General features: G+C 31.1%; 16 protein-coding genes. 6 read left to right on the forward strand and 10 right to left on the reverse strand.

From position 1 onward, the window contains the following. Window positions 1–19: 19 nt before the first annotated feature. Together CCO88_RS03215 and purM are read right to left on the reverse strand one after the other, a co-directional pair. A complete protein-coding gene (locus CCO88_RS03215) occupies window positions 20–997 on the reverse strand; it encodes a glycosyltransferase family 9 protein (RefSeq protein WP_002779495.1) in 978 nt (325 codons plus the stop codon). Window positions 998–1,057: 60 nt separating this feature from the next. Then, complete coding sequence (gene purM, locus CCO88_RS03220) at window positions 1,058–2,047, reverse strand: phosphoribosylformylglycinamidine cyclo-ligase (protein WP_002839387.1); 990 nt, start codon at window positions 2,045–2,047, stop codon at window positions 1,058–1,060. Window positions 2,048–2,107: 60 nt separating this feature from the next. Between purM and coaE the strand changes: the two genes are divergently transcribed. The 3 genes from coaE to CCO88_RS03235 are packed head-to-tail and all read left to right on the forward strand — an operon-like array spanning window position 2,108 to window position 4,165. Beyond that, window positions 2,108–2,713 (forward strand): dephospho-CoA kinase, encoded by a 606-nt coding sequence (coaE, locus tag CCO88_RS03225; RefSeq protein ID WP_002799970.1) that lies wholly within the window; start codon window positions 2,108–2,110, stop codon window positions 2,711–2,713. After that, window positions 2,710–3,459, forward strand: a complete 750-nt coding sequence (gene dapF, locus CCO88_RS03230) for a diaminopimelate epimerase (protein WP_002792038.1) — start codon at window positions 2,710–2,712, stop codon at window positions 3,457–3,459. The genes coaE and dapF overlap by 4 nt, the downstream gene beginning before the upstream one ends. Beyond that, window positions 3,434–4,165, forward strand: coding sequence for a glucosaminidase domain-containing protein (locus CCO88_RS03235; RefSeq protein WP_002790275.1), 732 nt, complete (start codon window positions 3,434–3,436; stop codon window positions 4,163–4,165). The genes dapF and CCO88_RS03235 overlap by 26 nt, the downstream gene beginning before the upstream one ends. Before the next feature lie 6 nt (window positions 4,166–4,171). On the opposite strand, the gene CCO88_RS03240 is transcribed toward CCO88_RS03235, so the two are convergent. The 8 genes from CCO88_RS03240 to tupB form a co-directional block, all read right to left on the reverse strand. Continuing rightward, the gene (locus CCO88_RS03240; protein WP_002781001.1) at window positions 4,172–5,209 is read right to left on the reverse strand and encodes a DUF4143 domain-containing protein; all 1,038 of its coding nucleotides are present in this window, start codon (window positions 5,207–5,209) and stop codon (window positions 4,172–4,174) included. A 113-nt stretch (window positions 5,210–5,322) separates the two neighbouring features. Further along, complete coding sequence (locus tag CCO88_RS03245) at window positions 5,323–5,907, reverse strand: lipase family protein (RefSeq protein WP_002799969.1); 585 nt, start codon at window positions 5,905–5,907, stop codon at window positions 5,323–5,325. A 223-nt stretch (window positions 5,908–6,130) separates the two neighbouring features. Further along, window positions 6,131–6,580 carry a Dps family protein gene (locus tag CCO88_RS03250; RefSeq protein ID WP_002785825.1) on the reverse strand — a complete coding sequence of 150 codons (450 nt, stop codon included), beginning with the start codon at window positions 6,578–6,580 and terminating at the stop codon, window positions 6,131–6,133. A gap of 124 nt (window positions 6,581–6,704) precedes the next feature. Next, a complete protein-coding gene (locus tag CCO88_RS03255; protein ID WP_002784137.1) occupies window positions 6,705–7,925 on the reverse strand; it encodes a glucose-6-phosphate isomerase in 1,221 nt (406 codons plus the stop codon). Continuing rightward, the gene (gene galU / locus CCO88_RS03260; RefSeq protein ID WP_002779506.1) at window positions 7,919–8,743 is read right to left on the reverse strand and encodes a UTP--glucose-1-phosphate uridylyltransferase GalU; all 825 of its coding nucleotides are present in this window, start codon (window positions 8,741–8,743) and stop codon (window positions 7,919–7,921) included. The genes CCO88_RS03255 and galU overlap by 7 nt, the downstream gene beginning before the upstream one ends. 107 nt (window positions 8,744–8,850) lie before the next feature. Beyond that, entirely contained in the window at window positions 8,851–10,824 is a 1,974-nt protein-coding gene (gene acs / locus CCO88_RS03265) for an acetate--CoA ligase (protein ID WP_002839391.1), read from the reverse strand. 140 nt (window positions 10,825–10,964) lie between these two features. Next, window positions 10,965–11,960, reverse strand: a complete 996-nt coding sequence (gene tupC / locus CCO88_RS03270) for a tungstate ABC transporter ATP-binding protein TupC (protein ID WP_002787662.1) — start codon at window positions 11,958–11,960, stop codon at window positions 10,965–10,967. Then, window positions 11,961–12,647, reverse strand: a complete 687-nt coding sequence (tupB, locus tag CCO88_RS03275) for a tungstate ABC transporter permease TupB (protein ID WP_002779509.1) — start codon at window positions 12,645–12,647, stop codon at window positions 11,961–11,963. Window positions 12,648–12,729: 82 nt separating this feature from the next. Here tupB and tupA point away from each other — a divergent pair, with 82 nt between their 5' ends. The 3 genes from tupA to CCO88_RS03290 all read left to right on the forward strand — a co-directional run bounded on the left by tupA (window position 12,730) and on the right by CCO88_RS03290 (window position 15,860). Beyond that, the gene (tupA, locus tag CCO88_RS03280; protein ID WP_002809548.1) at window positions 12,730–13,539 is read left to right on the forward strand and encodes a tungstate ABC transporter substrate-binding protein TupA; all 810 of its coding nucleotides are present in this window, start codon (window positions 12,730–12,732) and stop codon (window positions 13,537–13,539) included. 359 nt (window positions 13,540–13,898) lie between these two features. Next, window positions 13,899–14,669 carry a LamB/YcsF family protein gene (locus CCO88_RS03285; RefSeq protein ID WP_002809547.1) on the forward strand — a complete coding sequence of 257 codons (771 nt, stop codon included), beginning with the start codon at window positions 13,899–13,901 and terminating at the stop codon, window positions 14,667–14,669. 21 nt (window positions 14,670–14,690) lie between these two features. Then, window positions 14,691–15,860, forward strand: coding sequence for an NRAMP family divalent metal transporter (locus CCO88_RS03290; protein WP_002781022.1), 1,170 nt, complete (start codon window positions 14,691–14,693; stop codon window positions 15,858–15,860).

Here is a 15,860-nt window from a genome sequence, read left to right on the forward strand (position 1 = left end):
ATTTATTATTTTATAAAAACTATAAATTTTCTAAATTATTTTCTGCTTTTTTAGTAAAAATTTCATAAATTTTTCTATATTCTTTTTGCCAAGCTGGTTTTACTATCAATTTATCAAATCTACCTCCATAACTTCCACCTCCAAATCTATAAGCTGCAAGACTACTTGTAAAAGCCAAAGTAGGAATTTGTAAAATATCACAAAGATGTAAATTTCCAGTATCAACAGTAATTAAAAAATCTAGCTTTTGAGAAATACTTACCAAAGAAGCAATATTTTTATTATTACAGAAAACTTTCAAATTTGCATTCTGATCAATATTATACTGAATAGAATTCGTACTAAAATTTAAAAGTATAAATAAAAATTTAGGATATTTTAAAGAAAGTTGCCTTGCAAGCCCTATCCAATCTTTTATAAAAAAATTAAATCCTCTATATTCGCTATTATTTGAAAAAGCATTAATACCTATAATTTTTTCATATTTTGTATCAATTTGTTTAAAAAAATTATCACTTAATCTTGCATCATAAGGTAATAAATTTTTAATTTTAGAAAAATCAATTTGATTAAAATTTTTATCAAAATGCCTAGTATTAATCATCCTAACCAATTTTAAAACAATTTCACTCATATGTTTTTTAGCTCTAAAAAATGGTAAAGGTGTGGTTAAATTTTTAGAAATTATACTAATAAGATGAGGGAATACTATACATTTTTGAACATTTAAAAATTTTAATTTTTTAAAATATAAACCTTGTCTTCGCGTGGTAATAAAAATTACTGGATTTTTGCTTTGAATTTTTTCTAAAAAATCATCCTTATAAATCAAAACTTCATCAATAAATGGAATTTTTTCTAAAAAATCACTTTCCATTAATCCATTTGTTAATAAAAATAATTTATACTCTGGATAGAGTTGCTTTATAGCATACAAAGCCTTAAAACAAACTAATAAATCTCCAAAACCATCCGAATGAAAGACAATATTTTTCATCACTTTTCCTTATTATTTTTTTAATTTACTCTTAAAATATCTTAAAAAAATAAATTCTTTTCACTCTAAAACAATACCTTCATTAATGCAAATTTCGCCGATAATAAAGGCATCTGAATTTTCTAAAACCCTACTTACATTAGAAGGATCTACAACCATTACTAAGCCTACACCCATATTAAAGCTTCTATACATTTCACTTTCTTCTACAGCTTGTCCTATGGTATAGAAAATTTCAGGGGTTTTAAGATGATGTTTGCGTATAGTTGCTCCCATACCACGAGGTAAAACGCGTGGTAAATTTTCTACTAAACCACCCCCTGTGATGTGTGCTAAAGCATTGATATAAGGCTTTAAAGTAAGAAAATCGCGTACATAAATTCTTGTAGGCTCTAATAAAACATCGATTAAATTTTTACCTTCTATCTTATCATCAAATTTCAGTTTTAAACCTTCAAAAAGTACTTTTCTTGCTAAAGAATAGCCATTTGAATGAAGTCCTGAACTAGGAAGAGCAAGCAAAATATCGCCATTTTTAACAAATTTACTTCTATCGATCTCATCTTCTTCAGCCATGCCCACTGCAAAACCCGCAAGATCAAAATCATCTTTTGCATACATTCCAGGCATTTCGGCAGTCTCTCCGCCTATTAAAGCACAATTTGCCATTTTACACCCCTCGGCAATGCCTGCCACAACTGACTTTGCAACCTCTACTTCAAGCTTGGCTGTAGCGTAATAATCCAAGAAAAACAAAGGAGTAGCAAAATTACAAATCAAATCATTCACGCACATTGCTACTAAATCTTGCCCTATGGTGTCGTATTTTTTTGCATCAATAGCCAAACGAAGTTTAGTCCCAACACCATCTGTAGCCCCCAAAATTACAGGATTTTTAAAGCCACTTGGCATTCTAAAAGCTCCAGCAAAAGAGCCAATACCTCCTACAACTTTATCGTTAAAGGTTTCTTTTACCAAAGGTTTGATCGCCTCTACAAAGGCATTGCCATTATCTATACTTACTCCAGCATCTTCGTATGAAATTTTCATTTATTTTCCTTTAAGAACTAAAAAGATATTTTAACGAAAAAAGTTTTAATAAGGCATAAGATGAAAAACGCTTTTTTTGTAACCGCCTCTATAGCCTGTGGAAAAAGCACTTTTATAGAAATAGCAAATTCTTTGGGCTTTAAAAGCATTAGTGCAGACAGTATCGCTCACGAAATTTTAGATAAATATGCTTTGGAACTGGCTCAAATTTTCTCTAAATTTCATAAAAAAAATTTATTGAAAGCAGAGGGCAAGATAGATAGAAAAATTCTTGGAGAAATTGTTTTTCAAAACAAAGAAGCCAAAACCATATTAGAAAATTTCACCCATCCTAAAATTCGTGCTCAAATTTTAGAACAAATGCAAATTCTAGAACAAGAAAATAAACCTTTTTTTGTAGAAATTCCTCTTTTTTTTGAAAGCGGTGCTTATGATGGTTTGGGAAAAGTGATCTTAATCTATGCTCCTAAAGAACTCAGCCTAAAAAGAATCATACAAAGAGATAATTTAAGCTTAGAAGCTGCAAAAGCGAGGCTTGATTCTCAAATAGATATTGAAGAAAAACTTAAAAAAGCAGATTTTATCATTAAAAATACTGGCTCTTATGCCGATTTTAGGCAAGAATGTGTTAAAGTAATACAAGAAATTTCTAAAGGAAAAATGTGAAGTTTTATAAATATTGCGCAAGTGGCAATGATTTTGTGATAATAAATGCAAGTGAAAAAAAAGACAGAAGTGCTTTAGCTAAAGAACTTTGCAATCGTTATGAAGGCATAGGTGCAGATGGTTTTATAGTAATTTTACCTCATAAAAAATACGATTTTGAATGGGAATTTTACAATAATGATGGCTCAACAGCTTCAATGTGCGGAAATGGCTCAAGAGCAGCAGCGCATTTTGCACACCATATAAATGGTATCAAACCCCATATGGCTTTTCTTACCGGAGCAGGAGTTATAAAAGCAAATGTTGATAATAATAGCGTAGAAGTTTCTTTAGGGAAGATAAAAAACATACAAGATGCCTTTAGTGAGTGTGAAAAAAACTGGCAACTTTGCGATACGGGAGTTCCACATTTGGTGCATTTTTGTGAAAATTTGGATGAGTTTGATCTTAAGCTTTGCAAACAAATGAGAGAAAAATATAATGCCAATGTAAATTTTGTAAAAGTTGAAAACGACAATACTTTAAGAGTTCGCACTTTTGAAAGAGGCGTAGAAGATGAAACGCAAGCATGTGGCACGGGCATGGGAGCTTGTTTTTATCTTGCATTCTTAAATAAAAAAATTCACAATCAAGCTAGAGTGATTCCAAAAAGCGGTGAAGAGCTAAGTTTTAAATTCGAAAATGAAGAATTATTTTTTAAGGGAAAAGTGAGATATTGCTTTGAAGCGAATTATAATTTTTCTTAGTTTTTATTTACTCCCTCTTTTTGGCAATAGCGAGCTTAAAAATGGCTTTGGAGAGGAGTATTATAAACTCAATGTAGAGCAAAAAAGACAAATATTTTTCACCAAAATGAATGCAATGTTTGATAAAAGCTTTGAAGAAATAGCCAAAGAAAGGGCTTTTGTAGAAGCTTTTTTTTACGATGCGTATAAAAATGGACTTAGAAATTCAAACCAAAACAATCTAGAAAAATTAATCAATCTTAAAAACAAATACCGCGTTGAAAATCTTTATGATTTTACAGAATACAAAAAACGCATTCAAAAAATTCCGAAATCCATGGGTATAGCCCAAGCTTTGGTCGAAAGTGCTATGGGAACAAGCCGTTTTGCAAGAGAGGCAAATAATCTTTTTGGAGAATGGACCTGGGGAGAAAAGGGCTTAATCCCTGATCTAAGATATCCTGATAAAAAACATAAAATTAGAATTTTTGATAGCTTGCAAGATAGTGTGGATTCTTATGTGCTGAATTTAAATCGGCACTTTGCTTATGAGGAATTTCGCAACGAAAGAGCTAAATTTGAAAGCGAAGGCAAAGAAATAACAGGACTAGAGGCTATTAAAACTTTAGATTCTTACTCCGAGCGCAAGGGTTATTATATCAATATCGTTACTAAAATCATCCAACGATACGATCTTGAGCGATACGATACTCCAAAATCTTTCTAGTCTTAGCTAAAAGCCAAGTGAAAATTTATCAAAAGGCAAAACTTCAAATTTCACCCCTTGCTCAAAAAAGCTATCTTCGCTCGAAAGAGTGATGAAAACCACATGAAAAATCCCAAGCTCCAAACTCTTAGAAAGGATTTTCTTAGCGCGCAATTTGATCAAGTCTATATCTAGCGTCGGACTGGAAATATATGCGATTTTTGAAACCTTACTATAAAATGTAAAAAATTTATTGTAAAAAAATTCTTGTTTAAATTTAAAAAGCTCATTTAAAATAAGATTTTCAAACAAATGAGCAAAATCTTTTTGTATGCATAGATTGTTTCTTAAGCCAAAATCCCTAAAATAAATTTTTTGAAGCTTTTTTTCATCGTGGCTTATAGGATGGATGATATAGGTATTTTCAAGCTCTTTTATGGTGTGATAAACGCTATCTTTAGATGTTTTTAGCTTTTTTTTAAGCTCTAAAAAAAGCTTGGAAATACTGATCTGCTGTCCTAAATTTAAAGCTAAGTATTTTAAAATTTCAAGTTCTAGAGTGTTAAAATTTTGTCTTAAAAGTGTATTTTTTTCGCCTAATTTACTACGCCCACTTTGTAAAAAAAGTCCCACTAGATTATTTATCGGTAAGTTTTTTCTACTGATACTTACAAATTCTTCAAAGTCAAAATAATCAAGCTCAAGCTCTTGAAATCCTTCGATATGCAAATCTTTTTTATCTGTACTTATGATGATAGGAATTTTAATATCTTGCAAATTTAAGGCAAATTCGACATTATATATGCAAAGGAATTTTATTTGGACATTTTTTTCTAAAAAATTTGAAAGATGCCCTAAGCTTTGGTTTTCAAAACGAGTATCATACAAATTTAAAAATAAAATTTCATTGGGCTTAAATTGGGATAAATAGTTAAAAATCAAGGTTTTTTTACCGCTAAATTTTGGCCCTTTGATGATGATATTACAAAGAGGAATTTGTACCTTTCTTTCATAGCTTATTTCAAATTTGGGATGATTTTCGTAAAAAAAATTTAATACTTTCAAATATTATCCTTTTAAAAAGGAAAATTATAACATATTTAAAACCTTATGCAATATCTTGGGACAAATCTTAGGATGATGGAATTTATTTCCTATATTTAGCCAAATTGGATATCCTATTTTAGAATGCAAATTTTGAACAAAATTAAATTTATACCATGCATTTTTTTAAAATCACCACAAGTATGAAAATGATAAGAAATTTTTTGGATATAAGCTTCATTTTTGATGTCCTTTAGTATTTTTTTAGCAATACCTGGGGCTTGAAAAGTGTAAATATTTTGAACTTCTAAGGCAAAATCTAAAACAAAAAGCTGTGCTAAATGCCCACCTAAAGAATGTCCTACTAAAGTAATTTTACCAAAACAAAATTCTTTTTTTATTAGTGTATAAAATTTTAACAAAGAATCAAATTGTTTTTTAGGAATTTTTCCATTTAGAAGTATAAAATCACTAATCAAATCTCCAATATCAAATTTTAAAGGTCTTAAATCACTTCCTGCGATAGCTAAAATAAATTCTTTATTTTCCTTGTTTTGAAATAAACTTGCTCTAAACCCACCCCTTGAATCAAGATAATCTTCATTAATATGAGCAAGTAAATCAAATCGCTTAATAAAATAAAATGCCATCAAAGGCTCAAATTTTCCTATTATAACGCATTCTTTTTGAAAAATATTATGAGTTAAAACCTTAAACAATGTTTTTCTATCTATATTTAAAAAAATATCTGTTGTATTTAAATTAAGATAAGCAGCATGAGAAAGTAAGGCGTAATGATATAAATGTATTAGAGTATTTTTATTTTGCTTAAAATCAAAATATAAATTTTTCTTTAAATTTGACTCTTGAGAATTTAAGTTTTTTTATGAGAAAGTTCTAAAAATTGATTTAAATCATAAAGGGGCAAAAAGCCCCTTGAAATTACATTTTGCAAGTATTTTGTAAAGCTGAAGAAAGCATCCAAAGGCTTTTTTCGTATTTTGCTATATTTTCTTGAGCAAAAGCAGCTGTAGTAGTATCGCTAGCTTTTTCAGCTTCTTCGTTTAATTTTTTAAATTCTGCCAAAAGATATTCGTAATCTTTTTTGATCAACTCCATCACTTCAACTGGAGTGAAACAATCTTTTTCTACTTTTGGACTTTTTGCATTTTCCATTAAAGTTTTTTGGCAAGTGATAGCTTTTTCACCAAGTTGCAAAGCTCTTTCTGCACAATCATCAAAAAGTTCTGCCATTTCTTCATAAGCTTTTTCAGTGTGCTCATGAATTGAATAAAACTGTAAACCCTTAACATTCCAATGATAATTGTGAAATTTAACCCATAAATGATGGGCATCTGCTTGCATTTGTAATAATTGTTTTGTTACTGACATGTTAACTCCTTTTTTTAATTTTTAAAATTATAACATAAAATTCTTAAATAATAATTATTATTAGTTAAAAATTTTTATTATTAATTTTACTTATTTCTATTATACTCTTTTTATTTAAAATTTACTATGATTTTAAAATATTTTTTAAAATCAACTTCCCAACCTCAACCCCAGGCTGATCATAAGTATTAATTCCTAGCATTACCCCACAAGCCGAAGTAAAAAGCTCATAATAATACATCAAATATCCCGCATGCCATGCATCTAATTTTTCAAGCTCTATTATATCGACACTTAAATTTTCAGCAATTAAAGCATGCATTGTCGCGTCACATTGAGCATTTAAAAGATCGTGTAAATTGACTTTATTGCTCAAATCATCTAAAAATTTAAAATGGATATCGGGTATAACCGGAGCCTTTTGACTATCTTTGATTTTTAAAAAAGTAATAGTTTTGTTTTTTGGCCCATCCATAATGAGTTGTAAAAAGCTGTGCTGATCCCTTGCTCCTATAAGAGCGATAGGAGTTAAACCTATGCGTTTGTAGCCTTGTTTTTTACCCAAACTTTCAGCAATAAGCTGGATATACCATTCATTAAAACCCTTAAAAGCATCGCTGTAAGAAAAAAGTACATTGATACTTGCACTTTTGTGAGTACAATAATGATAAGCTTTTTGCAAAATTTCATCTTTTTTATGTATAAAAAAATCTTCAAAGCATGCCTTAGCTCCTTCTAAAAGAGCTTTAGCATTATAACCACAAAAACAAAGTGGCACTATACCCACAGCTGAAAGTATGCTAAAACGCCCTCCTACATTTTCAGGGATAAAAAAGCATTTGATGCCTAAATTCTCACCCTCTTTATGCAGTTTAGAATCTTTATCTGTGATAAAAATAAAGTATTTTTTTAATTCTTGTATATCGAGTTTAAAATGTTCTATAAGAAGCTTAAAAAGCGATACTACTTCTATAGTGCTACCTGTTTTACTGATGATTAAAAACAAACTTTCTTCAAGCTTGATTTTCTCTAAAGTCCTGCTAAAGGAGTGCGAACTGGTATTATCAAGTATAAAAAGTTCTCTTTGATTATTTTTTTCATCAAAAAGCATATCACGCAAAGCTTTAACACCGCAACTTGAACCACCCATACCCACTAAAACGATATTTTTTACATGCTCTTTATCTTGTATGAAATTTAAGCTTTCGTCTATTAAGGTTAAACTTGTATCGATAAGATGATAATACCCTATATCCCCACTTTCTACTTCATCATTGATACGATTTGCATAAGAACTTATAGTGCGAATTTCACTTTCTTTAAAAAAAAGAGTATTATTTAACATTTACTTTTCTCATAAAAATAATTTGTAGCCTCTACAAAGCCCTCTACACTTCCGCAATCAAAGCGTTTTCCCTTAAATTTGTAAGCTAAAACCATACCATTAGTCGCTTGGGTTAAAAGTGCATCTGTGAGTTGAATTTCTCCATTTTTTCCTGCTTTAGTATTTTCTAAAATTCCAAAAATATCAGGAGTTAAAATATATCTTCCTATGATAGCAAGATTGCTTGGAGCTTCTTGAGGAGATGGTTTTTCTATCATTGAATTTACCATGATCAAATCCTCTTCTACGAAATTTCCTGCAATCACTCCATAACTTGATACTTGCTCTTTTGGAACTTCCATAACAGCTATGATGGTGCAACGATATTTTTCATAAATTTTAACCATTTGTGCCATCACATTAACACCCTCTTCATTGATACACAAATCATCAGCCAAAATCACACCAAAAGCCTCATCGCCTGCTAAAGGCCTACCCTTTAATACCGCATCGCCGAGCCCGCGCATTTCATTTTGTCTTGTAAAGGTAAAAGTACAACGATGAATTAAAGAGCGGATATCTTTTAACAAATACTCTTTATTTGTACCCGAAATTTGATGCTCAAGCTCATAAGAAATATCAAAATAATCCTCCAAAGCTCTTTTTCCACGACCTGTAACAAAACCCATATTATCCATACCTGCTTCTAAAGCCTCATCTACTCCATAATGAATCAAAGGTTTGGTAAGTATAGGCAACATCTCTTTAGGTAAAGCTTTGGTTGCGGGTAGAAACCTAGTCCCATATCCTGCTGCAGGAAAAATACAAGTTTGAAGCATCATTATCCTTTATTTGTTTTTGGTATTATAACCAAAAACTACAATTTTTAAATAAATCAAAACTAAGTTTAACATGTATTTAAAAATAAGGCAAAGAATTTTTTGCCTTATTGAATTCCTGTCTTAGCTGCATCGATAATACTTTGAACCACTCCTGAATCCTCAAGAGTTGAAATATCTTGTTTTAATTCCTCGCCCCTTGCTATGGTTCTTAAAATTCTTCTCATGATCTTACCACTTCTTGTTTTAGGCAAGCCTGTAGTATAAAGAATTTTTTCGATCTTAGCTATAGGTCCAATCTCTGCTCTTAAAATATCATTTAATTCTTTTAAGGTTTCTATAGCCCCTCCTAAATCACAACTTGAAGTTGGATTTAAAACCACAAAAGCAAATAAAGACTCACCCTTAATCGCATCAAGCACACTTACAACTGCTGATTCTGCTACGCTTGGATGTTTAGCGATGGCACTTTCTATTTCAGCTGTTCCTATACGGTGCCCTGCAACATTAACCACATCATCAGTTCTTCCCGTGATAGTAATATAGCCATTATCATCATAAAAAGCCCCATCCCCGCTAAAATAAACTGGCTTTCCTTCTTTTTTGGCTTGTGAAAAATAACTTTCTATATAGCGGTTTTCATCTCCCCAAATTCCACGAATCATCGAAGGCCAAGGCTTGGTAATACAAAGCAAGCCATCTTCAGCCACATCTTTTACATTACCCTCTTCATCAATAACTTCTGCAAAAATTCCTGGTAAAGGCAAGGTAGCACAACCTGGTTTTAAAGGAGTAGCTCCAGGTAAAGGTGTTATCATATGCCCTCCTGTTTCAGTTTGCCACCAAGTATCAACGATGGAGCATTTTGAATTTCCTATATTTTCATAAAACCACTGCCAAGCGCTAGGATTGATGGGTTCTCCAACAGTTCCAAGCACTTCAAGAGTGTTTAAATCATATTTTTTAGGCTCATCAGGAGCATCTGCATGAAGCATTCTTATAGCAGTAGGCGAAGTATAAAATTTGCTCACTTGATACTCTTCTATCATTCTCCACCAACGCCCTGAATTTGGATAAGTAGGCGTTCCTTCATGCATAATAGTAGTTGCTCCACATGCTAAAGGGCCATAAACAACATAAGTATGTCCTGTGATCCAACCCACATCCGCACTACACCAATAATTATCATAATCTTTTATATCAAATACCCATTCCATAGTCATTTGCGCCCAAAGTATATAACCTGCACTTGCATGCATTACTCCTTTTGGCTTGCCCGTAGAACCTGAAGTATAAAGTAAAAATAACAAATCTTCACTATCCATAATTTCAGGTTCGCATTTATAAGATTCATTTTTTACTAACTCATTATAGATATAATCCCTTCCTTTGACATATTCTATAGGTTCGTTATTGCGTATAACTATAAGCACTTTTTCTACACTTTCACAACCCTCACTCAAAGCCTTATCAACAGCAGGTTTTAACATATAAGGCTTGCCACGACGAAAAGCACCATCAGCCGTTACTACAAGTTTAGCTCCTGCATCTATAATTCTATCTCTTAAAGCTTCAGGCGAAAAGCCTCCAAATACCACACTATGAATAGCTCCAATTCTTGCACAAGCTAACATAACAATAGCCGTTTCTGGAATCATAGGCATATAAATTATAACCCTATCGCCTTTTTTTACACCAAAGCGTTTAAGTAAGTTTGCCGCCTTGCAAACTTCATGCAATAATCTACGATAAGTATAAACCTCATAATCACCCATTTCCCCTTCAAAAACAATAGCAGCTTTATTGCGTCTTGTTTTCATATGGCGATCTAAGCACTGATAACTTACATTTAAAGTCCCACCCTTAAACCATTTATAAAATGGGGCTTTATCATCATTTAAAACACGAGAAAAAGGCGAAAACCAATCAATTTTTTCAAGAGCTTGTCTTTTCCAAAAACCTTCAAAATCTTCCCTTACCTCATCGCATAAGTCATAATATTCGCATAAATTTTTTATTCTTGCGTTGCGAGAAAGTTGTTTGTTAGGTTTAAAAAGTCCTTGAGTATTTTGATAACGCATAAATCCTCCTTCTTTAAGTTATTTATAAACATTATATAAGACTTTTTTTGTGTTTTATACAAATTTAAAAATAATTAATGAAGAAAATTACAAAAATGTGAATATTTGTAATAAATTAAAGAAAATATTTCTAAATTATGTTAATTTAAGAAACAAATAGCCTCTTCATTAAAAACTAAGCAAAGTTCTTGATACAAGCTTAGTTTTTCTTGTTTAAATCGCTCTGATTCTAAGGCAAATTCTAAAATTTTACCTCCACACTCCACTCTGATAAAAACAAATTCTTTTCTTGTTCTAAGTGCTATGATGATACATTTTTGAAGTATAAAATCAAATGTTTGTTTGGAAAAATCATCAGGATATAAAAAAGAAATTTTATAAGGATCGATAGCTATTTTGTTTGAAATTTCATCTTTGCAAATATAGTTTTTACACATACTAAAATCTATAAAATTACTAAAATTCACACCTTTGTTTTCGAGTTCAAAAATATTTGTATTTTCAAATTCTAAAATCTCTCCTGCATGCAAATAATATTTTTTTTGCGCCAAAGAGTCTAAGAAATTTTTATCATGACTAGCGATTAAAAAACCACTTTTGTATGTTTTTTGCATATATAAAATAGCTTTTTTAAACAATATCATCGTATCTTTATCCAAAAAAGCACTTGGCTCATCAAGTAAATAATACTTCGCTCTAACACTTAAAGCTAAAGCAAATGCTATTTTTTGCCCTTGTCCAGATGAAAGCTCGCTAGGATATTTTTTTAACAAACTTCTATCAATTTCAAGTAAATTTAAAACCTCATTAAGGCGTTTTTTAATCTCTTTGCTGTCTAATTTATAAGTTTTTAACAAAAAATAAAAATTTTTTTCTACACTGCGATTTAAAAAGACAGGCTCGGGAAATAGTAAGTAAATTTGGCGTTTTTCATCTGAATTTAAATGCTTATTGCCAAAATAAGTGATATTATCAAATTCTCCTTCAAGAAATTTGAGTATTCTTAAAAGTGTAGATTTTCCACTTCCATTTGAACCCATTAAAATACTGATTTTATCAGTATCTAAACATAAGTGTTTGATATTTAAAATATTTTTTTGTCCATAATTAAATTTAAAATTACAAAGTTCTATCATTTAATATCTTTTGAGTTTGTGTATAATAAAATTTAAAATAAAAGCGATGAAAATCAAAACTAAAGCAAGAGCAATACCGCTAGCAAATTCACCTTTGTTGGTTTCAAGGGAAATGGCTGTGGTAATAGTTCTAGTATCGTATTTGATATTTCCACCCACTATCATCGCTACTCCTACTTCAGCAACTATCCTGCCATAAGCTAAAGCCACAACGCTTACTAGAGCAAAACGCAACTCATAAATGATAGTCATCACAAGCTTTAAAGGGCTTAAATGTAAAGATTTGATGAGTAAAAAATGCTTTTTATTCATATTTTCTATCAAATTAGAAAAAAGTGCGATAACAATAGGAAGAGCTAAAACAAACTGCCCTAAAATCAATGCTTTTACAGTAAAAAGCAAGCCTAAATCCCCCAAAGGCCCTCTGCTTGAAATCAAAGCATAAAGTATAAGCCCAACCGCAACCGTAGGAAAAGAAAGACTGGTATCAACTATAAGTTTTATAAAACGCTTCAATTTAAATTCAAAAAAACCTAAAGCAAAGCCCAAAGGAAAACCTACAATCAAAGATAAAACGATAGAAATGCTGGAGCTAAAAAGTGTTGTTTTGATTGCAGAAATAACGCTTTCATCAGCGTTAAAAAGCAAAAATAGAGCTTGAGTAAAGCCTTCTAAGATATAATCCAAAAAGTTTCCTTATTTTAAATAAGTAATTTTAGCATAATTATGTTACAATATTTTTTAAGTAAAATTTTAATTAGGAGACAAAATGAAAAAAATCATTTCTTTAGCTCTTGCCTTAGCCTTAAGTGCAAGCGCAGCAGAACTTAGAATGGCAACTACAACAAGCACCGATAACACAGGACTTTTAGATGCTTTAAAGCCGCTCTATGAAAAAGAAAGTGGCAATACCTTAAAATGGGTCGCTGTAGGAACGGGTGCGGCTTTAAAAATGGGTGAAGATTGCAATGCTGATGTGCTTTTTGTGCATTCTCCAAAAGCAGAAAAAGACTTTGTGAGCAAAGGTTTTGGCGTAGATAGAACGCCTGTAATGTATAATGATTTTATCATTATCGCAGATAAATCTTTAGCTCCTAAATTTAAAGATAAAACTTTAAAAGAAAGCCTAGAACTTATCAAAAATGAAAAACTTACTTTCATTTCAAGAGGCGATAAATCAGGCACTGATAACAAAGAAAAAGCTCTTTGGAAAGATCTTGGTGGTGTACCCGAAAAAGAAAGCTGGTATCAACAAAGCGGACAAGGAATGTTAGCAAGTATCAAAATCGCAGAAGAAAAAAAAGGCGTGATTTTAACCGATCGTGGCACTTATATCAAATACGAAGCCGATGAAAAAGGCAATCCTAATTTAGTGATCGTAAATGAAGGCGATAACAATCTTAAAAATTTCTACTCTATAATCGCTACAAATCCAAAGCATTGTAAAAATGTAAATTACACAGAGGCTAGCAAATTTATCAAATGGGTAACAAGCGATAAGACTTTGAATGTTATCAGTGAGTTTAAACTTCTTAACAAACCTTTATTTATAGTGGATGCAAAAACAAGAAAAGATTAAATTCAAGCAAGGAATTTCCTTGCTTAAAAACTCATTTTATCTTTTTCATTTTAAATACAACAATGATAAAAAAAGAGGATAAAAAATATATCAGCATAAAAATTATTCCCACACCGCTTAGAGCTGATATTTTTATATTTTGTATATGTCTTTGAGTATTTTCTTGCATTGTTTTGATTTCTTAAAATATTTTTATAGTTAAATTATAACATATTTATTAATTTCATATTTATTACAATTTGTAATAAATTTTATATTTTTTTATAAAATTTACATTTTTTTAAAAAAATATCATTCTTAGTCTGGTTAAAAAAAGATACAATAAAAGTTAAGATTATATTAAACAAATAAGGTAAAAAATGTTTAAAGTAGATTTAAATAGTGATCTAGGAGAAAGCTTTGGCGTCTATAAAATGGGAATGGATGAAGAAATTTTAAAATTTGTAAGTTCAGTAAATGTCGCTTGTGGTTTTCATGCGGGTGATCCTTGTGTGATGGATAAAACCTTAAACTTAGCCAAGCAAAATAATGTTTGCATAGGAGCACATCCCTCTTATCCTGATCTTTTGGGTTTTGGAAGACGCGATATGCAAATAAGCTTTGAAGAGGCTAAAAACTATGCCTTGTATCAACTAGGAGCTTTATTTGGCTTTGCCAAAGCAAAAGATATGAAAATACAGCATTTTAAAGCTCATGGAGCACTTTATAATATGGCAGCCCTTGATGAAAATTTAGCTTTAGCACTTTGTGAGGCAGTGGCGAGTTTTGATGAAAATATTATTTTTCTAGGGCTTAGTAATTCTGCTATGAATGAAGCAGCTAAGAAAAAAGGTTTAAGATATGCTAATGAAGTTTTTGCAGATCGTGCCTATAATGATGATGGCACTTTAGTTTCAAGAAAATTAGAAGGAGCGTTAATACACGATGAAAATTTAGCCATCAAACGCGTGATAAAAATGATAAAAGAAAGCAAAGTTACAAGCATAAATGGCAAAGAAATTGATTTAAAAGCTGATAGTATTTGCGTGCATGGAGATGGTATAAAAGCATTAGAATTTGTTAAAAAAATCAAAGAAAATTTAACAAAAGAACAAATTCAAATAAAAGCCTTAAATGATTTTATAAATTAAAAACTATAAGAAAGGATAAAAATGATAAACAAAACCGCTCTTTTGGGCGCTGCTTTTTTGATGGCAACCTCTGCTATTGGCCCTGGATTTTTAACCCAAACAGCAACATTTACAGGAAGCTTATTGGCTAGTTTTGGTTTTGTAATACTTGTTTCTATTATTTTGGATATAGGAGCACAGCTTAATATTTGGCGCATTATAGGGATAAGTGGAAAAAGAGGAACTGAAGTAGCCAATATGGTTTTACCCAATTTGGGCTATTTTGTAGCTTTTTTAATTGCACTAGGTGGCTTTTTCTTCAATATAGGAAACATAGCAGGAGCTGGGCTTGGATTAAATATAGTATTAGGTATTAGCGTAGAAAATGCAGCAGTTATTAGCGCTATTATCGCTATTGGTATTTTTATCTTTAAAAAAGCTGGGGAATTGATGGATAAATTCATCGTTTTAGCAGGTTTTGTGATGATTGTACTTACTGCTTATGTAGCCTTTGCTTCAAAACCTCCCATTGGCGAAGCTCTTTTTAGAACCTTTATACCTACACAAATTGATGTTATTTCTATAGTAACCTTAGTAGGCGGAACAGTGGGTGGATATATAGTATTTTCAGGCGCGCACAGACTTATAGATGCAAAGCTTTATGGAAAAGAAAATTTAAACTATATTAATAAAGCTGCAGTAAGCGGAATCATCATCACAGGAATCATGCGTGTGATTTTGTTTTTAGCAGTTTTAGGAGTAGTTAGTTCTGGTTTTATACTGGATAAAGAAAATCCTGCTGGTTCAGTATTTCATCATGCTTTAGGGGATTTGGGCTTAAAAATCTTTGGCGTAGTACTATTTTTAGCTGCTATTTCATCAGTTATCGGGGCTGCTTACACTTCTGTATCTTTTATAAGATCCTTTCATCCTTGGATTGAAAAATATAACCGCTTTGTGGTAATTTTTTTCATTATTGTTTCAACTTTAGTTTTTTATATACTTGGAAAATCTCCTGCAAGTATATTAATCATCGTTGGGACGATCAATGGTTGGATTTTGCCTGTTACCCTATTTATAATGATAATTGCAGCGCATAAAAAAAGCGTAGTTGGAGACTATAAACATCCTAAATGGATGAGTGCTTTTGGGCTTTTGATCGTGGCTTTGATGTCTTATTTATCTGTACTTTCTATGATAAAGTTAATGTAA

This window comes from Campylobacter coli LMG 9860 (assembly GCF_000254135.1).
Classification (GTDB): domain Bacteria; phylum Campylobacterota; class Campylobacteria; order Campylobacterales; family Campylobacteraceae; genus Campylobacter_D; species Campylobacter_D coli.